The sequence below is a fragment of the Lysobacter silvisoli genome, from assembly GCF_003382365.1.
Lineage (GTDB): Bacteria > Pseudomonadota > Gammaproteobacteria > Xanthomonadales > Xanthomonadaceae > Lysobacter > Lysobacter silvisoli.
The window spans coordinates 92,584-118,225 of sequence record NZ_QTSU01000003.1 but is presented as its reverse complement, the minus strand read 5'-3'; the positions used below and the strand labels follow the sequence as shown (position 1 = coordinate 118,225).

The 25,642-nt window shown below is 70.1% G+C and carries 24 protein-coding genes; 10 read left to right on the top strand and 14 right to left on the bottom strand.

All coding sequences use genetic code 11. The features are described from left to right. Positions 1–5: 5 nt before the first annotated feature. A complete protein-coding gene (locus DX914_RS15615; protein ID WP_115860444.1) occupies positions 6–1,424 on the bottom strand; it encodes a DcaP family trimeric outer membrane transporter in 1,419 nt (472 codons plus the stop codon). 227 nt (positions 1,425–1,651) lie between these two features. Here DX914_RS15615 and acs point away from each other — a divergent pair, with 227 nt between their 5' ends. The 5 genes from acs (at position 1,652) to DX914_RS15590 (ending at position 6,905) form a co-directional block, all read left to right on the top strand. Further along, positions 1,652–3,604, top strand: a complete 1,953-nt coding sequence (gene acs / locus DX914_RS15610) for an acetate--CoA ligase (RefSeq protein ID WP_115860442.1) — start codon at positions 1,652–1,654, stop codon at positions 3,602–3,604. Between the two features lie 95 nt (positions 3,605–3,699). Further along, the gene (locus DX914_RS15605; protein WP_115860440.1) at positions 3,700–4,368 is read left to right on the top strand and encodes a response regulator transcription factor; all 669 of its coding nucleotides are present in this window, start codon (positions 3,700–3,702) and stop codon (positions 4,366–4,368) included. A gap of 61 nt (positions 4,369–4,429) precedes the next feature. Further along, positions 4,430–5,788, top strand: a complete 1,359-nt coding sequence (locus tag DX914_RS15600; protein WP_115860437.1) for a PQQ-dependent sugar dehydrogenase — start codon at positions 4,430–4,432, stop codon at positions 5,786–5,788. Between the two features lie 105 nt (positions 5,789–5,893). After that, a complete protein-coding gene (locus DX914_RS15595; RefSeq protein WP_115860434.1) occupies positions 5,894–6,397 on the top strand; it encodes a hypothetical protein in 504 nt (167 codons plus the stop codon). A 46-nt stretch (positions 6,398–6,443) separates the two neighbouring features. Next, positions 6,444–6,905: an SRPBCC family protein gene (locus DX914_RS15590; RefSeq protein WP_158549350.1), complete on the top strand. Its 462-nt coding sequence runs from the start codon at positions 6,444–6,446 to the stop codon at positions 6,903–6,905. A gap of 3 nt (positions 6,906–6,908) precedes the next feature. Here the strand turns inward: DX914_RS15590 and DX914_RS15585 are convergent, their stop codons facing one another. The 3 genes from DX914_RS15585 to rpmB form a co-directional block, all read right to left on the bottom strand. After that, positions 6,909–10,346 (bottom strand): hybrid sensor histidine kinase/response regulator, encoded by a 3,438-nt coding sequence (locus tag DX914_RS15585; RefSeq protein ID WP_115860429.1) that lies wholly within the window; start codon positions 10,344–10,346, stop codon positions 6,909–6,911. Between the two features lie 769 nt (positions 10,347–11,115). Continuing rightward, positions 11,116–11,280: a 50S ribosomal protein L33 gene (gene rpmG / locus DX914_RS15580; RefSeq protein WP_115860427.1), complete on the bottom strand. Its 165-nt coding sequence runs from the start codon at positions 11,278–11,280 to the stop codon at positions 11,116–11,118. Between the two features lie 11 nt (positions 11,281–11,291). Next, entirely contained in the window at positions 11,292–11,528 is a 237-nt protein-coding gene (gene rpmB / locus DX914_RS15575) for a 50S ribosomal protein L28 (protein WP_115860425.1), read from the bottom strand. Between the two features lie 285 nt (positions 11,529–11,813). On the opposite strand from rpmB, the gene DX914_RS15570 reads away from it, so the two are divergent. After that, positions 11,814–12,212 carry a GFA family protein gene (locus DX914_RS15570; RefSeq protein ID WP_115860423.1) on the top strand — a complete coding sequence of 133 codons (399 nt, stop codon included), beginning with the start codon at positions 11,814–11,816 and terminating at the stop codon, positions 12,210–12,212. Between the two features lie 22 nt (positions 12,213–12,234). Here the strand turns inward: DX914_RS15570 and DX914_RS15565 are convergent, their stop codons facing one another. The 8 genes from DX914_RS15565 to DX914_RS15530 all read right to left on the bottom strand — a co-directional run bounded on the left by DX914_RS15565 (position 12,235) and on the right by DX914_RS15530 (position 18,499). Further along, complete coding sequence (locus tag DX914_RS15565; protein ID WP_115860421.1) at positions 12,235–12,570, bottom strand: lipid-A-disaccharide synthase N-terminal domain-containing protein; 336 nt, start codon at positions 12,568–12,570, stop codon at positions 12,235–12,237. 5 nt (positions 12,571–12,575) lie between these two features. Continuing rightward, positions 12,576–13,316: a glycosyltransferase family 2 protein gene (locus DX914_RS15560; RefSeq protein WP_115860418.1), complete on the bottom strand. Its 741-nt coding sequence runs from the start codon at positions 13,314–13,316 to the stop codon at positions 12,576–12,578. 103 nt (positions 13,317–13,419) lie between these two features. Further along, positions 13,420–14,385, bottom strand: a complete 966-nt coding sequence (locus DX914_RS15555; RefSeq protein ID WP_115860415.1) for an NAD-dependent epimerase/dehydratase family protein — start codon at positions 14,383–14,385, stop codon at positions 13,420–13,422. 162 nt (positions 14,386–14,547) lie between these two features. Continuing rightward, positions 14,548–14,982 (bottom strand): hypothetical protein, encoded by a 435-nt coding sequence (locus DX914_RS15550; RefSeq protein WP_115860413.1) that lies wholly within the window; start codon positions 14,980–14,982, stop codon positions 14,548–14,550. 262 nt (positions 14,983–15,244) lie between these two features. Continuing rightward, positions 15,245–16,150: a ParB/RepB/Spo0J family partition protein gene (locus tag DX914_RS15545; RefSeq protein WP_115860411.1), complete on the bottom strand. Its 906-nt coding sequence runs from the start codon at positions 16,148–16,150 to the stop codon at positions 15,245–15,247. Then, positions 16,147–16,962 (bottom strand): ParA family protein, encoded by an 816-nt coding sequence (locus DX914_RS15540; protein ID WP_115860409.1) that lies wholly within the window; start codon positions 16,960–16,962, stop codon positions 16,147–16,149. The genes DX914_RS15545 and DX914_RS15540 overlap by 4 nt, the downstream gene beginning before the upstream one ends. 138 nt (positions 16,963–17,100) lie before the next feature. Beyond that, the gene (rsmG, locus tag DX914_RS15535; protein WP_115860407.1) at positions 17,101–17,763 is read right to left on the bottom strand and encodes a 16S rRNA (guanine(527)-N(7))-methyltransferase RsmG; all 663 of its coding nucleotides are present in this window, start codon (positions 17,761–17,763) and stop codon (positions 17,101–17,103) included. A gap of 136 nt (positions 17,764–17,899) precedes the next feature. Then, positions 17,900–18,499 carry a 4'-phosphopantetheinyl transferase family protein gene (locus DX914_RS15530; protein ID WP_115860405.1) on the bottom strand — a complete coding sequence of 200 codons (600 nt, stop codon included), beginning with the start codon at positions 18,497–18,499 and terminating at the stop codon, positions 17,900–17,902. A gap of 163 nt (positions 18,500–18,662) precedes the next feature. Here DX914_RS15530 and DX914_RS15525 point away from each other — a divergent pair, with 163 nt between their 5' ends. Continuing rightward, positions 18,663–20,024, top strand: a complete 1,362-nt coding sequence (locus DX914_RS15525; protein ID WP_115860403.1) for an AMP-binding protein — start codon at positions 18,663–18,665, stop codon at positions 20,022–20,024. 124 nt (positions 20,025–20,148) lie between these two features. After that, positions 20,149–20,424, top strand: a complete 276-nt coding sequence (locus DX914_RS15520) for a GlsB/YeaQ/YmgE family stress response membrane protein (protein WP_115860401.1) — start codon at positions 20,149–20,151, stop codon at positions 20,422–20,424. 672 nt (positions 20,425–21,096) lie between these two features. Here DX914_RS15520 and xth read toward each other — a convergent pair. Both xth and DX914_RS15510 read right to left on the bottom strand, forming a co-directional pair. Continuing rightward, on the bottom strand, positions 21,097–21,867 hold the full coding sequence (gene xth, locus DX914_RS15515; protein WP_115860399.1) for an exodeoxyribonuclease III: 771 nt from the start codon (positions 21,865–21,867) through the stop codon (positions 21,097–21,099). Positions 21,868–21,915: 48 nt separating this feature from the next. Beyond that, positions 21,916–23,337 carry a coniferyl aldehyde dehydrogenase gene (locus DX914_RS15510; protein ID WP_115860397.1) on the bottom strand — a complete coding sequence of 474 codons (1,422 nt, stop codon included), beginning with the start codon at positions 23,335–23,337 and terminating at the stop codon, positions 21,916–21,918. Positions 23,338–23,483: 146 nt separating this feature from the next. Between DX914_RS15510 and DX914_RS15505 the strand changes: the two genes are divergently transcribed. Both DX914_RS15505 and DX914_RS15500 read left to right on the top strand, forming a co-directional pair. Next, positions 23,484–24,797 carry a DUF4303 domain-containing protein gene (locus tag DX914_RS15505; protein WP_115860395.1) on the top strand — a complete coding sequence of 438 codons (1,314 nt, stop codon included), beginning with the start codon at positions 23,484–23,486 and terminating at the stop codon, positions 24,795–24,797. A 232-nt stretch (positions 24,798–25,029) separates the two neighbouring features. Further along, the gene (locus DX914_RS15500; protein ID WP_115860393.1) at positions 25,030–25,578 is read left to right on the top strand and encodes a gamma carbonic anhydrase family protein; all 549 of its coding nucleotides are present in this window, start codon (positions 25,030–25,032) and stop codon (positions 25,576–25,578) included. Positions 25,579–25,642: the final 64 nt, after the last annotated feature.

Below are 25,642 nucleotides of genomic sequence, written 5' to 3'. Positions count from 1 at the left end.
TAGATTTAGAAGCTGTACTTGACGTGCGTCTGCAGGCGGTTGAGTTCGCCGGAGTCGCCGTTCTCGAGTTCGCGCTTACCCCAGATCAGTTCCGCGCCGACGTCGAGCTTGGGCAACGGAGAATAGATCAGGTTGAGGTGCGCCGACTGGGCCGAGCGGGTGATGCCCAGCCCGGTCAGGGCGGTGTCGTTGTCATACTCGGCGCGCGAATAGAACAGGTTGGTGCGCAGCTTGGGACTGAACACGTGGCGCCAGCCGACGAAGCCGCTGATCAGGTCGATGTTCTCCAGATCGCCGCTGGCGTCGAGCACGGCATCGTTGTTCAGGGCCAGGCCGACGTAACGGCCGATGCCGCTACCGGCGGTGACCATGTAGCGCAGGTCGTCGTTCTTGCCCACGTTGAGCTTGCCCGACACGCTCACGCCGTAGCCGGTGTTGCTGTCGTTGGCGGTGCCGTTCTGGTACTTGAGCTGGCGCGCGAGCACGCCGACGCCGAAGTGGCCCCAGTCGCCCTTGGCGGTGTAGCGCGCGGTCAGGTCCGGCGCGGTGCCGTCGTCGCCGGCCACCTGGGCCATGTTGCCGCGGAAGGGCGTGTACACGGTCTCCGGATTCTCGATCGAGAACGACCACGGGCCCTTGGTGTAGCGCAACTGCGCCTGGCGTACGAACACCGTGCCCTCGGTGGGGCCGAGGAAGTCGACCGTGTCCGGCAGCGCCGCGGTGTCCTGGAAGTTCGACCAGGCCTGGCCGGCCAGCCAGTTGTTCCAGGTCACGTAGGCCTGGCGCAGGGTGAGGGCGTAGGTGTTGGTGGCGATCTCGTTGCCGGTGAAAGCGGTGCTGCCGCCGCCGAACAGGTCGAATTCCAGGTAGGCCTTGAGCTTGTCGCCGCTGTCCAGGTCGGTGTCGGCGGCGAACCAGAAGCGCGAGAAGTTCGCGCCCATGTCGGTGTCGGTGCCGCCTTCCTTGCTGCCGCCGCCGCCCACGGGGATGGCCTTGGGCACGTAGAACAGGCGGCCGACGGAACCGTCGGCGATGTCGCCGTCGTTGGTGCGGGTGACCGAACCGTCGAGCTTGATGAAGCCGCCGTAGCTGAAGCGGGTGCCGGGGTTGGCGCCGGGCGTGATCGGGGTGGACTGGATGCCGGGCTTGCCGGCCGCGGCCACCGGCGCAGCGGCGGGCGCAGCGACTTGCGCGGTCTTGACCTCGGCGATCTGGCTTTGCTGCTGCTGTTGCTGCGCCACCAGTTGCTGGACCATGGCTTCCAGCTGGGCGACGCGCGCCTCCAGCTCTTTTTCCTTCGCCGTCTGGCCATAGGCCAGGCCGGGCAGCGCCAGCGCGACCAGTACGGCCGCGGCCAGGGGACGCCGCCGGGCCGGACTCCCCGCCGGCGCTGCGGTGCGCGTGCGCACGCTAATGAAATTCATGATTCCCTCCCGAGGAATGCCGCGCGGGCGGCGCGGCTGTGGGCAGCCTGCGCGCCGGGATGGGGCGGGGCCATACGCCTATGGTCGTAAAAGCACCCATTCAGACCGCGCTTACGACCATGGTCTAAACCGCCATCACGACGGCCCGGGCGGCGGATGCGGCACACTTCGGCTTTCGCGCGCGCGACGCGCGCGCCAACCCTCTACGCCTTGCTCCGGAGCCGCCGATGAACGCACCCGCCACCGTCTATCCCGTCGCCGAGGACTTCGCCGCCCAGGCCCGGGTCGCGCGTGCGGATTACGAGCGCCTGTACGCCGAATCGGTGCAGCAGCCCGAGGCGTTCTGGGGCCGGGTGGCCGAGCGCCTGGACTGGTACCGCAAGCCGACCCGGATCAAGAACGTGAGCTACCAGCTCGAGGATTTCCGCATCCGCTGGTACGAGGACGGCGAACTCAACGCCAGCGTCAACTGCCTGGATCGGCATCTGGCCACGCGCGGCGACAAGACCGCGTTGCTGTTCGAGCACGACGATCCCGCGCTGCCGGCCGAGCACGTGACCTACCGCGAACTGCACGCGCGCGTGTGCCGGCTGGCCAATGCGCTGCGCGCGCTGGGCGTGCGCAAGGGCGACCGCATCACCATCTACCTGCCGATGATTCCCGAGGCGGTGGTGGCCATGCTGGCCTGCGCGCGCGTCGGCGCGATCCACTCGGTGGTGTTCGGCGGTTTCGCCCCCAACTCCATCGCCGACCGCGTGGCCGACTGCGCCAGCAAGCTCATCATCACGGCCGACGAGGGCCTGCGCGGCGGCAAGAAGATTCCGCTCAAGGCCAACGTCGACGCCGCGCTCAAGCTGCCGGGCACCAACTCGGTGGAAACCGTGCTGGTGGTGCGTCATACCGGCGCCGCGGTGGACATGCAGATGCCGCGTGACCGCTGGTACGAGGCCGTGGTGGAAGGCCAGCCCGACACCTGCGAGCCCGAGCGCATGAACGCGGAAGACCCGCTGTTCATCCTTTACACCTCCGGCAGCACCGGCAAGCCCAAGGGCGTGCTGCACACCACCGGCGGCTATCTGGTCTATGCCAGCTACACCCACGAGACCGTGTTCGACCTGCGCGAGGATGACGTCTACTGGTGCACCGCCGACGTGGGTTGGGTCACCGGCCACAGCTACATCGTCTACGGCCCGCTGGTCAACGGCGCGACCGCGCTGGTGTTCGAGGGCGTGCCCAACTATCCCAACATGTCGCGCTTCTGGGAAGTGATCGACCGACACCAGGTCACCATCTTCTACACCGCGCCCACCGCGATCCGCGCGCTGATGCGCGAGGGCGACGAGCCGGTGACGCGCACTTCGCGGCGTTCGCTGCGTCTGCTGGGCACGGTGGGCGAGCCGATCAACCCCGAAGCCTGGCGGTGGTACTACGACGTGGTCGGCGACGCACGCTGTCCCATCGTCGATACCTGGTGGCAGACCGAGACCGGCGGCATCCTGATCACGCCGCTGGCCGGCGCGATCGACCTCAAGCCCGGCTCGGCGACCAAGCCCTTCTTCGGCGTGCAGCCGGCACTGGTGGACGCCAACGGCGCGGCGCTGGAAGGCGCGGCCGAAGGCAACCTGGTGCTGCTGGATTCCTGGCCCGGGCAGATGCGCACGGTCTACGGCGACCACAACCGCTTCATCGAGACCTACTTCAAGACCTACCCGGGCAGCTACTTCACCGGCGACGGCTGCCGCCGCGACGCCGACGGCTACTACTGGATCACCGGCCGCGTCGACGACGTCATCAACGTCAGCGGCCACCGCATCGGCACGGCCGAAGTCGAGAGCGCGCTGGTGTTGCACCCTAAGGTGGCCGAGGCCGCGGTGGTCGGCTTCCCGCACGACCTCAAGGGCCAGGGCATCTACGCCTACGTGACCCTGATCGCCGGCGAATCGCCCAGCGAGGAGCTGCGCAAGGAACTGGTGGCCTGGGTGCGCAAGGAAATCGGTCCCATCGCCACGCCCGACCACCTGCAATGGGCGCCGGGTCTGCCGAAGACGCGATCGGGCAAGATCATGCGCCGCATCCTGCGCAAGATCGCCGAGAACGCACCGGACCAACTGGGCGATACCAGCACCCTGGCCGACCCGTCGGTGGTGGAGAACCTGGTCAACGAGCGGCTGGGCAAGTGAGGCTGGGGCGGCCGCGAGCGGAATGCCTTCATTCCGGGCCGTTCCGCGATGAAGCCGCTATCGGACAACGCCGCGCCCGCCCGTAGGAGCCCCCCATGCCGACCCTGCTGATCGCCGACGATCACCCCCTGTTCCGCGAGGCGCTGCGCGGCGCGGTGGCGCGGGTGCTGCCCGATGCGGAGCTGCGCGAGGCCGACAGCGTGGATGCGCTGTATGCGCTGGTAGAAGCCGAGTCCGATGCCGACCTGCTGTTGCTGGACCTCAATATGCCCGGCGCGCAGGGCTTCAGCGCGCTGGTGCACCTGCGCGCGCTGCACCCGCAACTGCCCATCGTGGTGGTGTCCGCGCGCGAAGAACCAGCGGTGATGCGGCGCGCGCTGGATCATGGCGCGGTGGGCTTCATCCCCAAATCCGCCGATGCGGCCACGTTGGGCGAAGCGCTGACCAGTGTGCTCGACGGCGACCGTTGGGCGCCGGCGGCCGCGTTGTCGGCACCGGCGGCTGCCGCCGACGAGCACGATGCCGCGCAGCGCCTGCGCGAGCTCACCCCGCAGCAGTTCCGCGTGCTGCAGATGTTGGGCGCGGGTCTGCTCAACAAGCAGATCGGTTACGAGCTGGGCGTGTCCGAAGCCACAGTCAAGGCGCACGTGACCGCGATCCTGCGCAAGCTGGGCGCGAACAACCGCACCCAGGCGGTGCTGATCGCGGGCCGTCTGGCGCTGGACCCGGGCGCGATCGTGCCGCCGCCGGAAGAAAGCGAGTAACTCACAACGGCATCACGCCGCCCTCGCACGCGTTGCACGGGCGCTGCGGTATACCGGCCGCATGAACGGTAAACGCAGGCGCACGGTCGCGATCGTCGCCGTGGTGGCGTTGCTCGGCGCCGGCGCGGTCGCCGCGCTCATCGGCTGCGGCGGACGGGCCAAACTCGTCGCGGGCGAGGACACCGGCTCGCGTCCGGTGATCGCGGCGCCCAATCCCTCCGCGATCCCCACGCTCGATATCGCCCCGGCCAAGGGCTGGCCTGCCGGCCTAACGCCGACGGCGGCGCAAGGCTTAGCCGTGCAGGCGTTCGCGACCGGCCTAGACCATCCGCGCTGGCTGTACGTGCTGCCCAACGGCGACGTGCTGGTGGCCGAGAGCAACGCGCCGGCGGGCAAGCGCGGCATCGGCGGACTCAAGGGCAAGGTGATGGGCGCGGTGATGAAGCGCGCCGGTTCCGGCGTGCCCAGCGCCGACCGCATCAGCCTGTTGCGCGACGCCGATGGCGACGGCGTGGCCGAGGTGCGCGGCGTGTTCGCGCAAGGTCTGACCTCGCCGTTCGGCATGGTGCTGGTAGGCGATACGCTCTACATCGCCAATGCCGATGCGCTGGTGAAACTGCCCTACGCCGACGGTCAACAACGCGCGGGCGCCGCGCCGCAGAAGGTAGCCGATCTGCCGGGCGGCGAAGGCCAGCTCAATCATCACTGGACCAAAAGCCTGGTCGCCTCCGCCGACGGTGCGCGCCTGTACGTAGGCGTGGGATCGAACAGCAACATCGCCGAAAACGGGCTGCCGGCCGAGACCGACCGCGCCGCGGTGCTGGAGATCGACCCCGCGACGGGCACGCGCCGCGTCTACGCCCATGGCCTGCGCAATCCCGTCGGCCTGGCCTGGGAGCCGAGCAGCGGCACGCTGTGGGCGGTGGTCAACGAGCGCGACGAACTGGGCAGCGACCTGGCACCGGACTATCTGACCCAGGTCGAGGCCGGCGCGTTCTACGGCTGGCCTTACAGCTATTGGGGCCAGCACGTCGATAGCCGCGTGCAACCGCAGCGCCCCGACCTGGTCGCGCGCGCGCGAGTGCCCGACTACGCCCTGGGCGCGCACGTGGCATCGCTGGGCCTGAGCTTCGCCGGTAATCAGCGCTTAGGCGCGCCCTACGCCGACGGCGCCTTCGTCGGCCTGCACGGTTCCTGGAACCGCAAACCGCTGGCCGGCTACAAGGTGGTGTTCGTACCGTTCCGCGACGGCCGCCCGGCCGGCCCGATGAGCGACGTGCTGACCGGCTTCCTCGACGCCCAGGGCGACGCGCGTGGCCGCCCGGTAGGCGTGTCGATCGCGCGCGATGGCGCGCTGCTGGTGGCCGACGATGTGGGTAACGCGGTGTGGCGCGTGACCGCCGCGGGTGCGGCCAAGTAGCGCACCGCAGTGCGCCTATCGCGGCGATAGAGGGCGCACCATCCATGGGAGCGGTGGCGTACGCTATCGTCAGGGTCATGGTCGGCCACGTGCGGGGAAACAACTATGAGGCAGCGCATCATTGTGGTCCTGGCCTGGCTGCTCGTAAGCGTCAGCGGCTTGTCGCATGCCGAGACATTCGAGTGCAGTTTCGATCAAGCCAATCAGATCAAGCGTATTGCCGAGGCAGCTGCGCGCCGTCCGGGCGGTCGTATCGGTGAGCAAGGACACGCCGTATCCTGGCGCAACGCCGACGGCAGCGTCCTGAGCCTGAGTCATGGCGGCTGCGCGGACCTGGGTACGACGATCCGGCTGAATTATCCCCCGGGCAAACGACCTGAGGTTCGCATCGCGTTGCGACGACTGTTCGCCGCCGTTTCGGAGCGCTGGTCCAAGGCCGATGCCGACAACATGGTCGCGGCGTTCGCGCAGCACCAATTCGAGACCAGATCCGAGAGTCCCAAATTGACCGAACTGGATCTGCAGCGGGGCGACGGCTCGGCTTTTCCTTTAGGTCTAACGCTGTCGATCACGCCTGCCGGGGTCGCGGTGACCTGGACGGAGGGTTGATGTTCTCCTTCTGCCCGCGATCGGCTGCATGAACGGTGGGGCGGATATGGGCTACCCCGACCGAATCGCGAAATCGACCGAGATCGAAGCCTCGCCCGCAACCGTGTGGCGCGCGCTGACCGACCCGCTGCGCATGCCGCTGTGGATGTCGGACGAGCCGTTGACGGTGGAGGTCGACTGGACGCCGGGCGGTGCGGTGGTGTCGCGCGGGGTGTTGCATGGGCGCCTGCGCTTCGAAAACCGCGGCACGGTGCACGTGTTCGAGCCCGAGCGGCTGCTCGAGTACAGCCATTGGAATTCGCTGTCGCGGCGCGTGCTGCCGGACCGGCCCGAACACCATGTGCTGCAGCGCTTCGCGCTGCGTCCGGCCGACGCGGGCACGCGTCTGGACCTGGAGTTGCGCAACCTGGGCAACTACGCCGTGTACGGCCACCTGAATTACTACTGGGAAGTCGCGCTCGCCGCGCTCAAGCGCTACGCCGAAACCGGGTCGGCCGCGCCGCGCTGAAACTCAGCTTTGCGCCGCCTGCCGCTGCGCAGCCAGATACGCGCGCAGCGACGCCGGCTTGATCGGCTTGGTCAGCACGCGGCAGCCGCGTTCGCGCGCGGCCAGTTTGAGCGCGTCGCTGCCGTCGCCGGTCAGCAGCGCCGCCGGCAACGCGCGGCCGGCGCGCGAGCGCAGCGCGTCGACCACGCCCAGGCCGTCCAGACGGTCGTGCAGGTGGAAGTCGACCAGGGCCACGTCGGGCTGCTGATCGACCAGGGCTAGAGCCTCGTCGACGGTGGCCGCGACCAGGGCGGTGGCCTGCCATCGGCTGAGCAGGGTGCGCATGCCATCCAGGATTTCCAGGTCGTTGTCCACGCACAGCACGCGCAGGCCGGACAGCGAGTCGGCCATGACCGGCGCGGCGCTGCGCACGCGCGGGGTGCGGCCGCAGGGCACGCTGATCGAGAACACGCTGCCGCGGCCCACTTGCGAGCGCACGCGCAGCGGATGGTCCAGGGTGCGGGCGATGCGCTGGCAGATCGACAGGCCCAGGCCCAGGCCGCGTTCGCCGCCCACGCCGGGCTGATCGAAGCGGCGGAACTCGTCGAAGATCTGTTCCAGGTGGTGCTCGGGGATGCCGGGGCCGGTGTCCCAGACCTGCAGTTCCACGCGGCCAGCGCGTTCGCGCGCGGCCATCAGCACGCCGCCTTCGCGGGTGTAGCGCAGGGCGTTGGCGATGAAGTTCTGCAGTGCGCGGCGCAGCAGGCGGCGATCGCTGCGCACGGGCAGCGCGTGTTCCGGCGCGCGCACGCGCAGTTGCAGGCCGCGGCCGGCGGCGCCGGGCGCGTACTGCGCGGCCAGCTCGCGCAGCAGTTCGGCGGCATCGAAATCGCTGGGTTCGGGCTGCAGCGCGCCGGCGTCCAGGCGCGAGATGTCGAGCAGGCCGTCGAGCAGATCCTCGGCCGCGCGCAAGGACGCGTCGACACGCTCGGCCAGGCGCGCCTGTTCGTCGGCGTCGGTGGTTTCGCGCAAGGCGGTGGTGAACAGGCGCGCGGCGTTGAGCGGCTGCAGCACGTCGTGGCTGACCGCGGCCAAAAAGCGCGTCTTGGACTGCTGCGCGGCCTCGGCTTCCTGGGTGCGCTGTTCGACGCGCTGCTCCAGGGTTTCGTTGGCCTCGCGCAGCGCCTGCTCGGCGCGCTTGTAATCGGTGACGTCGCTGTAGCTGGTGACGTAGCCGCCGCCCAGCAACGGCTGGCCCACCATTTCGATGACCTGGCCGTTGGCGCGCACGCGCTCGAACACGTGCACCGCGCCCGCGCGCAGATGCGCGAGCCGGCGCCGCACCTGCGCGTCGGTGTCTCCGGCGCCCAGCTCGCCGCGCTCGGCGTTCCAGCGGATCAGGTCGCTGACCGGGCGGCCGACGTAAAGCATGCCGTCGGGGTAGTCGAACAGTTCCTGATAACGGCGGTTCCAGGCGACCAGGCGCATGTCGCGGTCGACCACGCTCACGCCCTGACTGATGTTCTCCAGCGTGGTCGACAGCACCTGGCGATTGAAGCGCAGTTCCTGGTTGGCCTCGTCCAGCAGCGCGACCACTTCGCCCAGCTCCATACCCGAACCGCGCAGCGCGGTGGTCAGGGTCAGGCGCGCGGAGGCCGCGCCGATCGCCGCGGCCAGCAGGCGTTCGGTGAACTGCGCGAGCGCGCGGTCGGCGGGTTGGTCGGGCAGCCAGGGGCGGCCTTGCGCCTGTGCGTATTCCTCGAAGGCGCGGCGTGCGTGGCGCTCGCCGACGATGCGTTCGGCCAGGGTCAGCAGTTCGCCGCCGCGCACGCTGCCGGCCCAGCCGCCCGGGCCGAGCGCGGGGCGCTGCACATAGGGATCCAGATACGTCGCTGCGCGCAGCTGGTCGTGCAGGCGCGGGCGCTGGCGCACCGAGACGAACAGGAACGCACCGACGTTGAACAGCAGCGACCAGAACGTGCCGTGGGTCAGCGCGTCCCAGCCGGACAGGCCGAACAGCTGCTCGGGCCGCAGCCAGGACACACCCAGCGGGCCGTGCTCGATCCAGCCGGTGTCCAGCCAGCCCACGCGCGCCAGCGCCGGCAGCAGCAGGGTGTACAGCCACAACGCGGCGCCGGCGAGCACGCCGGCGAACGCGCCGGAACGGCTGGCGCCGCGCCAGTACAGGCCGCCGATCAGCGCCGGCGCGAACTGCGCCACCGCCGCGAACGCGAGCAGGCCGTGCTGGGCCAGGCTGTCGGCGCCGGCCGAGGCGCGGTGGTAGGCGTAGGCCATCATCGCCAGCACCAGGATGGTCGCGCGCCGCACCCACAGCACCTGGCGGTCGATGCCCTGGCTCTCGTGCAGCGCGCCGCTGCGCAGCAGCGCGGGCACGATCAGGTCGTTGCTGACCATGGTGGCCAGGGCCACGCTGGCGACGATCACCATGCCGGTGGCGGCGGAGAAACCGCCGATATAGACCATCAGCGCCAGGGTCTGCTGGTCCAGCGCCAGCGGCAGGGCGAGTACGTAGGTGTCGGGCGAGACCGTGGTGCCCGACAGCACCGCCTGGCCGGTGAGGGTGATGGGCACCACCAGCAGGCTGATCAGCGCCAGGTAGCCGCCGAACAGCCAGCGCGCCGGGCGCAGGTCGTTGGGGTCCTGGCATTCGACCACGGCCACGTGGAACTGGCGCGGCAGGCAGATGATCGCGGCGAAAGCCAGCAGGGTCTGCGCGGCGAAACCGGCCGGCAGGCCCGGTGCGGTGACCACGCGCGCGGCCTGGCCGATGCGCGCGGCCAGTGCGCCGTCGCCGGGCAGGTGGATCAGCGCGAACACGCCGATGGCGACGAAGGCCACCAGCTTGACCAGCGATTCCAGCGCCACGGCCAGGACCATGCCGTGGTGGTGCTCGGTGGCGTCGATCTGACGGGTGCCGAACAGGATCGCGAACACCGCCAGCAGCAGGGCGACGTAGAGCGCGGGGTCGGCGATCAGGTCGGCGTCGGCGGGCACGCCGGCCAGCACTTCCACGCTCATCGCCACGGCCTTGAACTGCAGCGCCACGTAGGGCACCGCGGCGGTCAGCGCCACCGCCGCGACCAGCGCGGCCAGGCCCGGCGCGCGGCCGTAGCGCGAGGACAGGAAGTCGGCGATGGAAACGATGCGGTGCTCGCCGGAAATCAGCACCAGGCGCTCGAGGATGCGCCAGCCGAAGGCCAGCATCAGCAGCGGGCCCAGGTAGATCGGCAGGAAGCCCAGGCCGGTGCGCGCGGCGGTGCCGACGGCGCCGTAGAAGGTCCAGGAGGAGCAGTAGACGGCCAGCGCCAGCGAATACACCGCCGGGCGCAGCCAGCGCAGCTTGGGCGTACGCGCGGTGCGCTGGTCGCCGTAGTAGGCCACGGCGAACAGCAGGCCTACGTAGCCGGCCGATACCAGCAGCAGTATCCAGCCCGGGATCACCGTGATGCTCGCTCCGCTGGGGGTGGCGTCGAGTGTACGGGGTGGTGGGCGAGGGGAGGGGGCGACTAAGGTCGTAGGGTTGCTGGCGTCGGTGCTTGGGGGTTCGCGCGCCCTCACCCCAACCCCTCTCCCGTGAACGGGAGAGGGGCTAAAGCAACAGCGGCGGCCCTGTCCCCTCTCCCGCTTGCGGGAGAGGGCTAGGGTGAGGGGGTGAGCGCGCAGCGCGAATGCTCTTGATCGGGCACCGAACTCGCCGCGCAAACAGAAGACCCGAAGAGCCTGCCCCCGCGAAGGCGGGGGGCGGCGCACAGGACGTGCGCCGTTTTCCGCTCGGGCAAGAGGCCCGATCGGAAAATCCCCGCGCACGCATCGATCTCGCAGGGGGGCTCTGTCCAAGGACAGCGTTTTTCTTTGGTGACTTTCTTTTGACGCTTATCAAAAGAAAGTGACCCGGCCGCTTGCGGACGGAAGCTGTTGCTGTTGCTTGGAGGTAAGAGCAAATCCCCCTCAATCCCCCCTTTTTCAAAGGGGGAAGACAGGCAAAGGCGGAAGCGGAAGCGGAGAGAACCAGGTTGCGACGTAGTTGCGGATTCGCGGTCGCAGCTTGCGCAGCTCCTACAGAGGGGAGGGGCGCGGTTGCCAAACGTTGCCGGCCCGGAAAACGAAAAACCCGCCTTGTGGGCGGGTTTTCGCGAGGGCTGGATTCCCGCTTTCGCGGGAATGACCTTTCGGCAAAGCCGTTCGCGCCAGGCGCGAACGGGCCGAAAGGTCACTTGATCTTGCCTTCCTTATAGATCACGTGCTTACGAACGACGGGATCGAACTTCTTGATCTCCATCTTGTTCGGGGTGTTCTTCTTGTTCTTGTCGGTCGTGTAGAAGTGACCGGTGTTGGCCGAAGAGATCAGGCGGATCTTGTCGCGCTTGGAAGCCATGGTTCAGGTCCTCAGATCTTTTCGCCGCGAGCGCGGAGATCGGCCAGGACGGCGTCGATGCCGTTCTTGTCGATGGTGCGCAGGGCGTTGGCGGAAACACGCAGCTTCACCCAACGGTTTTCACTGGCGACCCAGAAGCGGCGCTCGTGCAGGTTGGGCATGAAACGGCGGCGGGTCTTGTTCATGGCATGCGAGACGTTGTTGCCGGTCGTCGTTCGCTTGCCCGTTACTTGGCATACGCGGGACATTGCGCACCTCGATAAAGGTAGGAGCTTCCCTTAGCCAGGGAGGCGGCGGCCCCGCCGTCGGCGCGGAACTCCGCGGACAGCGCGCGATACGGGTTGGAAACCCCGCCGTCGGACGGTCCGGAATCGCGCTTCCGGTACCGCGCGGGCACGCCACAGGGGCGGGCCGGCACAGCGAGCCGCGTATTATGGCGGCAAATTCCAGCCGGGACAAGCACTTGGGTCCAGGCGGGCCGGGCGCGGGGTATGCTGGGGCCCATAGCGACTACCTGAACGGGGCGAACGACCATGAACCCTCGCCTGGCGACCTGCTCCTGCGGCCAGCTGCGCCTGGCCTGCGAGGGCGAGCCCACCCGGATCTCGATCTGCCACTGCCTGGAGTGCCAGCGCCGCACCGGCAGCGTGTTCGCGGTGCAAGCCCGCTATCCGCGCGAGCGCACCCGACTGCTCGAGGGCCAGTCCAGCCGTTTCCAGCGCCGCGGCGACAGCGGCACCCTGGCCACCTTCCACTTCTGCCCGAACTGCAGCTCCATCGTGTACTGGGAGCCCGAGGCCTTCCCCGACGCGCTGGTGGTCGCGGTGGGCGCCTTCGCCGACCCGACCTTCCCGGCGCCCACCGTCTCGGTGTACGAGGTGCGGCGCCACGGCTGGGTGGTGGTGCCCGAGAGCATCGAGCACTACGAGTGAGCGCCCGCCGTCGCCTTGTGGGCTAGTGCCCGGCGCGGTCGCGGCGCCAGCCGCGGTGCTTGATGTCCAGGTACAGGCTGTAGGCGGCGGTGAAGGCCGGGAACAGGTTCTGGATCACGCCCACCGAGTCCTGCTTCTGCGAGAACACGAAGTAGCTCAGGGTCATGGCGCTGCCGATCAGGCTCATGTACCAGAACGCGCGCGGAATCACCGGCTTGCCGTGGCGCTTGCTGGCGATGAACTGGACCAGCCAGCGGCCGCCGAACATCAGCGCGCCGGTCAGGCCGATCAGCTTCCACGGCGACATGTGCAGGCCTGTCCAGGCCAGCCACTCGATCGGCGAATTCATGAAGTCCATGCGGCTCAGACCTCTTCGGTGGCGGTGACCTTGCCGCGCTTGATCAGCCAGGCCACGCCGCGCAGGTCGCTGATGCCGACCAGGGCGCGGTTGAGATTGTTGTACTTGGACACGCCGGCCGAACGCGCGCGGTGGTTGACCGGCACGCTCACCGTCTTCCAGCCGGCGCGTTGCATCAGCGCGGGCAGGTAGCGGTGCATGTGGTCGAAGTGCGGCAGTTCCAGGAAGGCCGCGCGTTCGAACAGTTTGATGCCGCAGCCGGTGTCGGGGGTGTCGTCGCGCAGCATGCGGCTGCGGATCGCGTTGGCCCATTTGGATGCCCAGCGCTTGCTGCCCGAGTCCTGGCGGTTGACGCGCCAGCCGGCGAACAGCTTGACCTCGGGCGCCGATTCGGCGCGTTTAGCCAGCAGCTTGGGGATGTCGGCCGGGTCGTTCTGGCCGTCGCCGTCCAGGGTCGCGATCCATTGGCCGCGCGCGGCCTTGACCCCATTGCGCACCGCGGTGCTCTGCCCGCTCTGGCTGAGGTGGCGGACCACGCGCAGTTCGGGCACCTGCGCCTTCAGCGCCTGCAGCGCGTCCAGGGTGCCGTCGCGCGAACGGTCGTCGACGTAGACGATCTCGAAGTCGCCGCCGTCCTCGGGCGCGCGCCCGCGCAGGGCGGCGACGATCTCGTGGACCAGCGGTGCGACGTTGTCCTGTTCGTTGAACACCGGGACGACGACGGAAAGATGGGGGGTGTCGGTCATGGACTAGCTCGCAGGAGTGCTGTGCGCGGCGCCGACGGCGGCCGCAACGGTCGCGCGCCGCCGTCCCTGCGCGCGGCGCGTGGCCGGCCGCGCGCGCGCCGGGTCAGGCATTGTCGCCGAAATACTCCCGGCACCACGCCACCACCTGCGGCAGCCCGGTGTCGATGGAGGTGGCCGGCTCGAAGCCGAAGGCGGCCTTGGCGCGCGCGGTGTCGGCCATGGTCTCGATCATGTCGCCGGGCTGCATGGGCTTGTAGACCTTCTGCGCCGGGCGGCCGGCGGCGGCCTCGATCACGGCGATGAAGCGCTCCAGCTCGACCGGGGTGTGGTTGCCCAGGTTGAACACCCGGTGCGGCGGATCGTCCTGAGGCGGGTGGTCCAGCGCGCCCAGCACGCCGGCGACGATGTCGTCGACGAAGGTGAAGTCGCGGCGCATGCGGCCGTGGTTGAACACCTCGATCGGGCGCCCGGCCAGCACCGCGCGCGAGAACAGCAGCGGAGCCATGTCCGGCCGGCCCCAGGGGCCGTAGACGGTGAAGAAGCGCAGGCCGGTCGCGCGCAGGCCGTAGAGGTGGGCATAGGTGTGCGCCATCAGCTCGTTGGCGGCCTTGGTGGCGGCGTAGAGCGAACGCGGTTTGTCGATGCGCTGGTCTTCGGAGAACGGCGGTACCGCCGAATCGCCGTAGACCGAGGACGAGCTGGCATAGGCCAGATGCTGCACGCCGCGATGGCGGCACAGTTCCAGCAGGTTGACGAAGCCGGCCAGGTTGCTGTCGACGTAGGCGTGCGGATGGGTCAGCGAGTAGCGCACGCCGGCCTGCGCGGCCAGGTGGATCACCCGGGTCGGCGCGGCCTCGTCGAACAGCGCGGCCAGGCCGTCGCGGTCGCCTAGGTCCAGGGCGCGGATGTCGGTGTCCGGGCACAGCGCGCGCACGCGGTCGCGCTTGATCTGCGGGTCGTAGTAGTCGTTGTAGTTGTCCAGGCCGATCACGGCCTGTCCGCGCCGCTGCAGCGCGCGGCAGACGTAGCTGCCGATGAAACCGGCGGCGCCGGTGACGAGGATGGTCATGGGGCGGTGGCGTGGGTTCGGAGGGGGCGGCCGCAAGCCGGCGCGCTATTGTCTGCGAACGTACGTAGGAATCGCGTTATCTCTTGCGTTTGCCGGCCGACCCGCCGGCCTTGCGCGGCGCAGCGGCCCCGGCCGTGCCGGGGCCCGCCGCACCGGCAGGCGTCACTTGACCGAGAGCTTCTTGGCCAGGGCGAAGGCTTCGTCGAGCTGGCTCTGGGTGGCCGCGTCGATCCACACGTACACGCGCACCTTGCTCTTGGGCTTTTCGCCCGGCAGCACGATGGTGGTCTCGCGCGAGTAGGGGCGGGCGTCGTTGACGGTGGCCTTCTTGTACCAGGTCACGACCTGGGTGCCGACCGTGCCTTTCTCGGCGCGGGCCTTCTTGTCCGGCTTGAAGCTGCGCGCGCCCAGGTACACGCCCAGGCCCTTGCCGGTGGCGATGGCCGAGGGCAGTTCCAGGTAGCACAGGGTGTAGTCGTCGCCGTTGCGCTGGGTCCACGCCAGGTCGGCGTCGTTGAGCGCGGGGCAGGTCGCGCCGGCCTGGGCCGAGGCCAGGGACGGTGCCAGCAGCAGGGCCGCGAGGGCTGTCCGTTTCATATGCATCTCCTTCGGTGGTGGGGTGTTGCGTTGTGCGGGCCGTGGCGCCGGACCAGTCTAGCCGCGGCGCGGGCGCGGCGGCACGGACGGAGGGCATCGGGGGCGGCCGCGCCAGTGCACGGCGGCGCGGCCAGCGGCGGCGGTCGTAGCATCGTGGCCGGCACCGTCGGGTGCGGCGGCATGCGCGTCCATGTGTCCCCCTGTGCACGCGGCCGGGCCAGCATGCCGGGCCAGCATGACACGAATCGGCGCGCGCGGCGGCTCAGCCTTCGCTGCGGCCGCGCAGTTTTTCCAACACGCCTTCCAACGAGTCCAGGTCGCTGTAGTGAATGACCAGGCGGCCCTTGCCGCCGCGGCCGTGCAGCACGTTGACCTGGGTGTTCAGCGATTCGGACAGCTCGCGTTCCAGGGTGGCGATGTCGGCCTGCGGCTTGGCCTTGGCCGGCTTGGGCTTGCCGTTGCCGGTGGGCACCTTGCCCGCGGCCAGCTGCTGCACGCGGTGCTCGACGTCGCGCACCGACCAGCCCAGCTCGGCGGCCTGACGGGCCAGGGCGATGGCGGCCTGCGGCGCCAGGGTCAGCAGGGCGCGGGCGTGGCCCATTTCCAGCGCGCGGGTTTCCACCAGCACGCGGATCTCGGCCGGCAGTTCCAGCAGGCGCAGCAGGTTGGACACCGCCGCGCGCGAACGGCCCACGGCCTCGGCGGCCTGGGCGTGGGTGAGGTCGAATTCGTCGATCAGGCGCTGCAGCGCCTGCGCTTCTTCCAGCGGGTTGAGGTCTTCGCGCTGGATGTTCTCGATCAGCGCCATCGCAACCACGGTGCGGTCGTCGACTTCGCGGATCACCACCGGGATCTCGGTCAGCCCGGCCAGCTGGGTCGCGCGCCAGCGGCGCTCGCCGGCGATGATCTCGTAGCGCTTGCCGCCGATGTCGCGCACCACGATGGGCTGGATCACGCCCTGGGCCTTGATCGACTCGGCCAGCTCGGCCAGCTTGTCGTGGTCCCAGGTCTTGCGCGGCTGGTACTTGCCGGCGGTCAGCGCGTCCACCGGCAGGGTGCGCATGACGTCGTGCTCGGTGGCTTCCAGCACCGGCGCTTCGGCGGCGGCCTTGGGGCCGAGCAGGGCTTCCAGTCCGCGGCCCAGGCCGCGCTTCTTGGCCGCGCTCATGCCACGGTCTCCTTGCTGTCGCGTGCGGCGGTCTTGGCCGCCTGGTCGCGTTCGCGCTGGCGGCGCAGCACTTCGCCGGCCAGGCCCAGGTAGGCGATGCCGCCGCGGCTGGCCTTGTCGTAGCCGACGATGCTCTGGCCGTGGCTGGGCGCTTCGGCCAGGCGCACGTTGCGCGGCACGATGGTGCGGAACACGCGGTCGCCGAAGTGGTGGGTGAGCTCGGCCGAGACCGCGTTGGCCAGGTTGTTGCGCACGTCGAACATGGTGCGCAGCACGCCTTCGATCTCCAGCTCCGGATTGAGTTTGGCCTTGAGCGCGTTGATGGTGTCCAGCAGCGCGCTGATGCCTTCCAGCGCGTAGTACTCGCACTGCATCGGCACGATGATGGAATCGGCCGCGGTCAGCGCGTTCAAGGTCAGCAGCGACAGCGCCGGCGGGCAGTCGATCAGGATGTAGTCGTAGTGGACGCGCAGCGGCGCCAGCGCGGTCTTCAGCCGCTGCTCGCGGCCGTTCTCGTTCATCAGGCTGATTTCGGCCGCGGTCAGCTCGATGTTGGCCGGCAGCAGGTCGAACTCTTCCGGCGTGCGCACCAGGATCGAGGCGGCGTCGGCTTCGCCCAGCAGCACGTCGCAGATCGTGTCCTCGATCGAGCGCTTGTCGATGCCGCTGCCCATGGTGGCGTTGCCCTGCGGGTCCAGGTCGACCAGCAGCACGCGCTTGGGCGCGCGCGCGAGCGCCGCGGCCAGGTTGACGGCGGTGGTGGTCTTGCCGACCCCGCCTTTCTGGTTGGCGACGGCGATGATGCGGGCCATGCGGCTCGTCCCCTGTCTGATCGGGCTGTGAAAAGAAGGCGGCGGCGCACGGCACCGGCCGGACTGGGGATTATGCCCGCTGCGGCCGGGATTGGGGTTCGCCGCGGCGGACCGGGCGCCGGTGCGGGTGGGTGGGGGTCAAGCCGGCGCCCGCTCCACCACCACCAGATGGCGCTCGGCGTCCAGGCCCGGCACCCGCAGCGGGTGCGAGGCCTGCAGGCGCCAGCCCGCGGGCAGGGCGGCGATCTCGTCGGCGGGGTAGGCGCCCTTCATCGCCAGCAGGCTGCCGCCGGGCTTGAGCAGGTGGCCGCCCAGTTCCAGGATCAGCGGCAGCGTGGCCAGCGCGCGCGCGGTGATGGCGTCATAGGCGCCGGGCTCGGCGAAGGCCTCGATCCGCGATTCGGCCACGCGCGCCTCGCCCAGCCCCAGCTGGCGCAGCGCCTCGCGCATGAAGCGCGCCTTCTTGCCGTTGCTCTCCACCAGGGTCACGCGCAGGCCCGGCTTGACGATGGCCAGCGGGATGCCGGGCAGGCCGGCGCCGGTGCCCAGGTCGGCCAGGGCACCGCCGGCCTGGGCGATCGCATCCACATAGGGATGCATGGCCAGCGAGTCCAGCAGGTGCTTGACCACCATCTCCTGCGGGTCGCGCACCGCGGTGAGGTTGTAGGTGCGGTTCCAGCGCGCGAGCAGGGCCAGGTAGTCGAGCAGCGGCGCGGCAAGGGCGGGGTCCAGGGCCAGCGCGGACAGGCCGGATTCGAGCTCGCGGCGGAGCCCGGGCGGCAGGGGGGCGGGGGCGTTCATCGGCGCGATTATCGCCGATGGCGCGCGCCGTACTCCGTTGCGCGGCGGTCACGGGAAAGGCAAACGCAAAATGGGTTCCGGCTTTCGCCGGAATGACGGGCTTGGGCAAGAGTTGCAGGGGGCAACGCGACGCGCCCTAGGCGGCGCCGACCGCGCCCGAGCGCCAGGCCAGCGCGCCCACGTAGTCCGGCGCCGGCGCCAGTTCCTGCAACTGCCAGTCCGCCGGCGCGCCCAGCGCCGGGTCGCTGTCGACCAGCCGCAGCCGGCCGCCGTGCTCTTCGAAGCGCAGCCGGTGCAGGCCGAAGGACAGGCCGTGGCCGTGGGCCTTGAGCACCGCTTCCTTGGCGCACCACAGGCGCAGGAAGGCGCGGTCGCGCTCGGGCTGGGCCTGCAGCCAGGCGGTCTCGGCGGGGGTGAAATAGCGTTGCGACACCTCCAGCGCGCGCGGCCGCGGGCGCAGCCGTTCCAGGTCCACGCCGACCCGGCCGCGGCCGGCCAGCGCCACCAGCAGGCCCTCGCCGCTGTGGCTCCAGTTGCAGTCCCAGCGCTGCCACGGCGGCAGCAGGTAGGGCCGCTGGCGCTCGTCGCGCGCCAGCGGCAAGGTGGCCGGGTCGCTGCCCAGCTGCTGCGCCAGCCAGGCCCGCGCCAGGGCCTCGGCGCTGCGGCTGGGCGCCTGCGGGTGCCAGCTCCAGCGCGGGGCGTCGGCGGCGTGCGGATCGGGCTGGGACAGGGACATGAACGCGCCGTTTGGCCGTAGGCCGGCGCGCCAGCGTAAGCTAAACCCGGGGAACGCGGCTGCGGCCGCGGTCATGCCGCCGCAAGGCGAGCGCACAGGGGCGACGGCCGCGGCCGTCGGCGCTCGTCGGCATCGGCGATGGGCGCAGAACGATGAAGGGCAGATGTCAGCAGTAGTCGATAGTCATCCGGGTGCGGCGGGCGCGGAGCCCACCGCTTTGATCGCGGGCCTGCCCGAGCGCGCGTTCGCGTTCGCGCCCGGCCTGGCCGTGGACCGCCAGCGCTTCGAGCGCGAAGTGCGCGCACTGGCCGCGTTGCTGCCCGAGTCCGGCCACGCGGTCAATCTGTGCGAGGACCGCTACCGCTTTCTGGTCGCCTTCTGCGCCGCCGCCCTGCGCGGACAGACCACCCTGCTGCCGCCGTCGCGCGCGCCGGCGGTGGTCGGCGAGGTGCTGGCCCAGCATGGCGATGCCTACTGCCTGGGCGACGACGCGATCGATCCGCCGCCGCCGCGCTACTGGCGCCTGCCGCACGTCCTGCCGCAGGCCGACGGCGCGCGGCTGACCGTGGACGCCGCCGCGCTGGCCGCGATCGGCTTCACCTCCGGCAGCACCGGCCAGCCGCGCCCCAATCCCAAGACCTGGCGCGCATTCCGCGCCAGCACCGCGCAGAACCTGGCCGCGCTGGCCGACCTGCTGCGCGCCGAAGGCGAAACGCCGCTGGTGGCCACGGTGCCGCCGCAGCACATGTACGGCATGGAGATGTCGGTGCTGCTGCCGCTGCTGGGCCCGGTGTCGGTGCATGCGGCACGTCCGTTCTTTCCGCAGGACGTGGCCGCCGCGCTGGCCGACGCGCCGGTGCCGCCATTGCTGGTGACCACGCCGGTGCATCTGCGCGCGCTGGTCGAATCCGGCGTGGCGCTGCCGCCGCTGGCCGGCATCGTCTCGGCCACCGCGCCGCTGGCGCAGGAACTGGCGCAGGCCGCCGAGCAGCGCTACGGCTGCGAAGTGCGCGAAGTGTTCGGCTCCACCGAAACCTGCGTGATCGCGCGCCGCCGCACCGCATGCGAACAGGCGTGGACGCCTTTGCCCGGCGTGCGCGTGTGTCCGCAGCCCGACGGCAGCGCGGTGCATGCGCCGCACCTGCCCGAACCGGTGGCGCTGGCCGATCTGATGGAAGTCGGCGCCGACGGCCGCTTCGTGCTGCGCGGGCGCAGCGCCGACCTGCTGGAAATCGCCGGCAAGCGCGCCTCGCTCGGCGATCTCACCCGCAAGCTGCTGGCCATCGACGGCGTCCGCGACGGCGTGGTGCTGCAGCTGGATGCCGACGACAGCGCGGTACGGCGCATCGCCGCGCTGGCGGTCGCACCGGGCCGCGATGAGGCGGAAATTCTGCATGCATTGCGTGCCAGCATCGACCCGGTGTTCCTGCCGCGGCCGCTGCGCCTGGTCGATGCGCTGCCGCGCAACGAAACCGGCAAGTTGCCGCGCGACCGTCTATTGCAACTGCTGCGCGGCGACGACTGAGCCGCACGCGTCTACGCGGCGTGAAGCGCGCCGCGCGCAGACGCAGCCATCACGACGCCGAGCCCACACTTTTGCTGGCCCCGCTGCGCGGCGGGCGTCCCCGCAATCGATTAGGAGACAGCACATGCTCGGCATCATCATTTGGCTGGTAGTAGGCGGCGTCATCGGCTGGATCGCCAGCATGATCATGAGGACGGACGGTCAACAGGGCATCTTCCTCAACGTGATCGTCGGCATCGTCGGCGCCTTCCTCGGCGGTTGGCTGGGCGGTGTGCTCGGCTTGGGTGCGGGCGACATCAACGACGGCAACTTCAGCCTGACCGGGTTGCTGTTGTCGCTGATCGGCGCGATCGTGCTGCTGGGCATCGTCAATCTGTTCCGGCGCGGGCGCGTGCGCTGAACCCGCATCGCCACGAACGAAAAAGCCCGGCCAGCGCCGGGCTTTTTCGTTCCAGCCCCCTGCTTTGGGGTAGGAGCGGCGTAAGCCGCGACCGCGAATCCTCACCTGCGACGATAACTACGCACGCCCCGTGTAGGAGCTGCGCAAGCTGCGACCGCGAATCCGCAGCTACGTCCAAGCCCTCGGTCGGCGGGGGGCTGCTCTGGCGCCTTGGGGTAGGAGCGGCGTGAGCCGCGATCCGCTCCGAACTCGCGAAGGTGTTTGGGTGTGCTGGTTGAAGCAACAGCAACAGCTTCCGTCCGCAAGCGGCCGGGTCACTTTCTTTTGATAAGCGTCAAAAGAAAGTAACCAAAGAAAAACGCTACGCCAGAGCTCCCTTGCGAGAGCGGAGTGGGCGCCGGGATTTTTCGATGGCACATCCCTGTGCCAGCGAAAAACGGCGCACCTCCTGTGCGCCGCCCTCCGGGTCTTCTGTTGGGACTGCGAGTTCGGTGCCCGAGCGAGGAGCAAGAGCATTCGCGCGTTGCGCTCACCCCCTCACCCTAGCCCTCTCCCGCGAGCGGGAGAGGTGACGCACTCGACGCCGCTTGCTGCTTTAGCCCCTCTCCCGCTTGCGGGAGAGGGGTTGGGGTGAGGGCACGCGAACCATCAAGCTCGCGCCGCCGCCTCAACTCAGTCCGCCAACTCCACCCAAGCCGGCGCATGATCGCTAGGCCGGTCCCACGTCCGCGGCTCCCGATCGATGCCTGCTGCCGTGCAGCGCGCGCGCAGCGCATCGGAAATCAGCGTCAGGTCGATGCGCAGTCCCAGGTTGCGCCGGAACGCCGCCTGCCGGTAATCCCACCAGCTGAACTCGCCCTCGGCCTGCGGATGCAGACGGTAGGCATCGTGCAAGCCCAAGGCCTGCAAGCGCTGCAGTGCCTCGCGCTCGGCGGTGGAGGTGAGGATGTGGTCCTCGTTCCACACCGCCGGGTCGTACACGTCGCGCGCGTCGGGGGCGATGTTGAAATCGCCCAGCACGATCATCTGCGGATAGCGCTGCAGCTCCTGCGCGATCCAGGCGTGCACCGCGTCGAGCCAGCGCAGCTTGTAGGCGTACTTGTCGGTGCCCACGTCCTGGCCGTTGACCACGTACAGATTGACGATGCGCAGCTCGCCGACGGTGGCGGCGATCACGCGCCTCTGCTCGTCCTCCAGGCCCGGCACGCCGATCTGCACCTCGCGCGCGGGTTCGCGCGAGAGGATGGCCACGCCGTTGTAGGTCTTCTGTCCGACGAACACGCTGCGGTAGCCCAGCGCCGACAGCGCGGTGTCGGGAAAGCGGTGGTCTTCCAGCTTGGTTTCCTGCAGCGCCACCACGTCCGGCACGCGCAGGCCCAGCCAGGTTTCCAGGTGCGGCATGCGCACGTTGAGCGAGTTGACGTTCCAGCTGTAGATCTTCATGCCGCGAGTGTACCCAGCGCGCCGCGGTTTTGCCTTGTGCCGGCCCCGTTACTTGACCAGCGCCCGCACCAGCTTGTCGATCCTGCCGCGGTAGGGCGGCTTGAGCCAGTCGCTGGCGGCAAAACGGCGCTGGTGGAACACCGGCAGCAGTTTGCTGAAGGTGTCGAAGCCGTTGCGGCCGTGGATGGCGCCGATGCCGCTGGGACCGATGCCGCCGAAGGGCAGGTCGTGGGCGCCGAAGTGCAGCAGGGTGTCGTTGACGGTGACGCCGCCGGCCAGGGTCTGGGCCAGGATGCGTTCGACGCGTTCGCGGTCGTAGCCGAAGGGGTACAGCGCCAGCGGGCGGTCGAGCGCGTTGATGCGCGCGATCGCTTCGTCCAGGTTGCGGTAGGACAGTACCGGCAGGATCGGGCCAAAGATCTCGTGCTGCATGACCTGGGCGTCGGTGCCGGGTTCGATCACCAGGGTCGGCGGGAACAGGCGTTCGCGCGCGGCCGTGTCCGGGTCTACGGCGAAGGGTTCGATGACCTGCAGGCCGCGCGTGCGCGCGTCGTCGACGTAGCCGCGCAGGCGTGCGTACTGGCTGTCGTTGATGATCCGGGTGTAGTCCTGCGACGCGTCGAGTTCGCCGTAGCGCGCGAGCAGTTGTGCCTGCAGCGCGGCCACCAGGGCGTCGCGGCGGGTCGCGTCGACCAGCACGTAGTCCACGCCGATGCAGGTCTGGCCGGCGTTGAACCACTTGCCGCTGGCGATGCGCGAGGCCGCCAGTTCGATCGGGAAGTCCTCGCAGACCACGGCCGGCGCCTTGCCGCCCAGCTCCAGGGTGACCGGAGTGAGGTTGGGCGCGGCGGCGGCCATGACCTTACGGCCGACCGCGGTGGAGCCGGTGAATAGAAGATGGTCGAAGGGCAGCGCGGAAAACGCCGCGCCCACCTCGGCCCCGCCCATGGCCACGGCCACGCGGTCGGCCGGGAACACCTCGGCCAGCAGTTCGCGCAGGTAGGCGCTGGTGCGCGGGGTGTGTTCGGAGGGCTTGAGGTAGACGTGGTTGCCGGCGGCGATGGCCGAGACCAGCGGCACCAGGGCCAGGTTCACCGGGTAGTTCCACGGCGAGAGGATGCCGACCACGCCCACCGGCTCGGGCCGGATTTCGGCGCGCGCGGGCCAGAAGCGCCAGCCCACGGCGGCGCGGCGCGGGCGCATCCAGCGGCGCAGGCGGCTCAGGGCGTGGTCGATTTCGGCCAGGGTGATCATGGCCTCCGACAGCAGGTTCTCGTGGCGCGAGCGGTGGCCGAAGTCGGCTTGGATGGCCGCATCCATGGCCGGCACGCGCGCGCGGAACGCGTCGCGCAGGCGCAGCAGGTCGGCGCGGCGCTGGGCGTAGTCGGGCTTGCGCGCCTGCCAGGCCGTGCGCAGACGTTCGCGGGTGGCGGCCAGCTCGCTGGGCGTGGTGTCGGCGGTGATGTCCATACGCGGCAGTGTAGTCGCCTGCGGCGGACCCGCGCACGGGGCCGGCGGGGCCAGCGACGGGGGGCGGCGCGGCCGTGTTGCGCCGGGCTGGCCGTGCGGGTGCGGGATCGGGCACGCTGCGCAGCGGTTCGGGGCGGGAGCGAGCGGTGATCGACTGGGCGGAACTGCAGCGGCGGCTGGTCGCGGACATGGCGGCGGCGCTGCACGGCAGCTACCGCGAATTGGACGGAACTATCGGCTGGCCGGCGCTGGCCGCCAACAGCCTGCAGGCGCTGGGCCGCGAGCGGCCGCTGGACCAGGCGTCCGAGCCGCTGTGGAGCGCGGCCTGGAATCCGCCGGAGTGGCAGTGGAGCGATATCGATTTCCGCAGCGCGGCCTTGGACGGCCTGGCCACTGCGGTCGAGCGTGCAGCGCAAGATGCGGCGCGCGAGCAATGGCAAGCGCTGGAGCGGCAATGGCTGCAGACTTTGGTGGCTGCGTGCCGCGAGGTGCAGGCGCAGCTGCGCAACGAGGCCGGCGTGGCGCCGGATTGGGTGGTGTTCCTGCACGAGGAAGCCGACACCGCGCACTGGCTGCGCGAGTGCGTGGGCGAGGCGGCTTTCGCGCGGCTGTTCCCCGACGAGATCGCTCACGCCGCGCAACGCGAGCGCGTGCTCGCCTTGCCCGTGGCCGAGCGTGTCGACGCCTTGCTGGAGCAGGTCGATCGTTACGACGGCGCGTTCTCTTCCGAGCAGGCGCAGGACGCGCTCTGCGCGCTGGGCGCGGCCGCGGTGCCGGCGCTGCGCGCGCTACTGCCGCAGCGCGAAGGCTGGCGCGCCGCGATGTTGCTGTCGCGCATCGGTCTGGCCGATGCCGACACCGTCGCCGCCTTGCGCAAGCAGTTTTCCGGCCATCGCGATCCGCCAGCGCAGGAATGGGCGGCGCGCGCGCTGGCCTTGTGCGGCGATCGGGAATGGCTGTTCGCGCAACTGGCGCGTTCGCCGCGCGGCCCGGCGCTGGAGGGCTTGTGCGCGCCTTATACCGCCAGCCGCGACCCCGGCCCCTGCCGGCTCGACTACGCGCCCTTGCAGCGGCTACTGTCCGGCCCGGTCGCGGTGGCCGAACGTGCGCGCGAAACGCTCAAACCCGGAACCAGTTATTGCCGCCTGCGCGCGGACGAGATCGACACCGCGCTGTTGGGCCTGGCCGCGCCGCAGGCCTTCGTGCGCGCGCACGCGGCGGCGATCTGCGACGACCGCGGCCTGGGCGCCGCGGCCGGCGCGCGACTGCTGCCGGCGCTGGCGCAGCGCGTGGCCGCGGACCCGGATGCGCAGGTGCGCTTCCTGGCCGCGTTGAGCCTGGGCTACTGGAAACGCGAAGCCGCGCCTTGGCGCGGGGTGCTGGCGGCGGCCTGCGAGGATGCCGACGAGCGCGTGCGGCGGGCCGCGCGTGCTGCGTTGGAAGCGTGCGGGGAGGCTTAGCGCGGTATCCGACGTCCTCATGTCCCGTCATTCCGGCGCAAGCCGGAACCCATTTTGCTTGTGCGCACGCGGGTGCGGCGCCACCTTCGCAGGGAAAGCCCAAGGTCAAAGTGGGTTCCGGCTTGCGCCGGAATGACGGTGTGGATAACGGGGCGAACAACGGGGCGAGCGACGGGATGGAAACGCGCCAAGCCGTGCACGGCCGCCATCGCCGGCGGCTTACAATCGCCGCATGAGCCTGCGCCCCTACCTGGAACACCACCCCGAACTCGGCCAACGCGTCTATGTGGACCCGGCCGCCACCGTGATCGGCCGCGTCCGCCTGGGCGACGACGTGTCGATCTGGCCCGGCTGCGTGGTCCGCGGCGACGTCAACACCATCGAGATCGGCGATCGCACCAACATCCAGGACGGCACCATCGTCCACGTCACCCACGAAGGCCCGTATACCCAGCCGGGCGGGCTGCCCACGGTGATCGCTCACGACGTGACCATCGGCCATGGCGCCATCGTCCACGCCTGCCGCATCGAGGCCTTCGCCCTGATCGGCATGGGCGCCAAGATCCTCGACGGCGCCACCGTGCAGCGCTACGGCTTCGTCGGCGCGGGCGCGGTGATCGCGCCGGGCAAGACGGTGGGCGAGGCCGAACTCTGGCTCGGCAATCCGGCGCGCTTCGTGCGCAAACTCAGCGAGCGCGAGATCGAACAACTGCAATACAGCGCGCAACACTACGTACGGCTGAAGGACCGCTACCTGGGCATGCCCGCGCTGGGCGGCTAGCACCGGGGCCGCACCGCGTTTACAGTCGCCTCAGGGGACAGGCCGGATACCGCATGGACGAGCT

Excerpts from the sequence above, each read along its gene's own strand:
- DX914_RS15615 (WP_115860444.1), bottom strand. The coding sequence starts at position 1,424 with ATGAATTTCATTAGCGTGCGCACGCGCACCGCAGCGCCGGCGGGGAGT.
- acs (WP_115860442.1), top strand. The coding sequence starts at position 1,652 with ATGAACGCACCCGCCACCGTCTATCCCGTCGCCGAGGACTTCGCCGCC.
- DX914_RS15605 (WP_115860440.1), top strand. The coding sequence starts at position 3,700 with ATGCCGACCCTGCTGATCGCCGACGATCACCCCCTGTTCCGCGAGGCG.
- DX914_RS15600 (WP_115860437.1), top strand. The coding sequence starts at position 4,430 with ATGAACGGTAAACGCAGGCGCACGGTCGCGATCGTCGCCGTGGTGGCG.
- DX914_RS15595 (WP_115860434.1), top strand. The coding sequence starts at position 5,894 with ATGAGGCAGCGCATCATTGTGGTCCTGGCCTGGCTGCTCGTAAGCGTC.
- DX914_RS15590 (WP_158549350.1), top strand. The coding sequence starts at position 6,444 with ATGGGCTACCCCGACCGAATCGCGAAATCGACCGAGATCGAAGCCTCG.
- rpmG (WP_115860427.1), bottom strand. The coding sequence starts at position 11,280 with ATGGCTTCCAAGCGCGACAAGATCCGCCTGATCTCTTCGGCCAACACC.
- rpmB (WP_115860425.1), bottom strand. The coding sequence starts at position 11,528 with ATGTCCCGCGTATGCCAAGTAACGGGCAAGCGAACGACGACCGGCAAC.
- DX914_RS15570 (WP_115860423.1), top strand. The coding sequence starts at position 11,814 with ATGAACCCTCGCCTGGCGACCTGCTCCTGCGGCCAGCTGCGCCTGGCC.
- DX914_RS15565 (WP_115860421.1), bottom strand. The coding sequence starts at position 12,570 with ATGGACTTCATGAATTCGCCGATCGAGTGGCTGGCCTGGACAGGCCTG.
- DX914_RS15560 (WP_115860418.1), bottom strand. The coding sequence starts at position 13,316 with ATGACCGACACCCCCCATCTTTCCGTCGTCGTCCCGGTGTTCAACGAA.
- DX914_RS15555 (WP_115860415.1), bottom strand. The coding sequence starts at position 14,385 with ATGACCATCCTCGTCACCGGCGCCGCCGGTTTCATCGGCAGCTACGTC.
- DX914_RS15550 (WP_115860413.1), bottom strand. The coding sequence starts at position 14,982 with ATGAAACGGACAGCCCTCGCGGCCCTGCTGCTGGCACCGTCCCTGGCC.
- DX914_RS15545 (WP_115860411.1), bottom strand. The coding sequence starts at position 16,150 with ATGAGCGCGGCCAAGAAGCGCGGCCTGGGCCGCGGACTGGAAGCCCTG.
- DX914_RS15540 (WP_115860409.1), bottom strand. The coding sequence starts at position 16,962 with ATGGCCCGCATCATCGCCGTCGCCAACCAGAAAGGCGGGGTCGGCAAG.
- rsmG (WP_115860407.1), bottom strand. The coding sequence starts at position 17,763 with ATGAACGCCCCCGCCCCCCTGCCGCCCGGGCTCCGCCGCGAGCTCGAA.
- DX914_RS15530 (WP_115860405.1), bottom strand. The coding sequence starts at position 18,499 with ATGTCCCTGTCCCAGCCCGATCCGCACGCCGCCGACGCCCCGCGCTGG.
- DX914_RS15525 (WP_115860403.1), top strand. The coding sequence starts at position 18,663 with ATGTCAGCAGTAGTCGATAGTCATCCGGGTGCGGCGGGCGCGGAGCCC.
- DX914_RS15520 (WP_115860401.1), top strand. The coding sequence starts at position 20,149 with ATGCTCGGCATCATCATTTGGCTGGTAGTAGGCGGCGTCATCGGCTGG.
- xth (WP_115860399.1), bottom strand. The coding sequence starts at position 21,867 with ATGAAGATCTACAGCTGGAACGTCAACTCGCTCAACGTGCGCATGCCG.
- DX914_RS15510 (WP_115860397.1), bottom strand. The coding sequence starts at position 23,337 with ATGGACATCACCGCCGACACCACGCCCAGCGAGCTGGCCGCCACCCGC.
- DX914_RS15500 (WP_115860393.1), top strand. The coding sequence starts at position 25,030 with ATGAGCCTGCGCCCCTACCTGGAACACCACCCCGAACTCGGCCAACGC.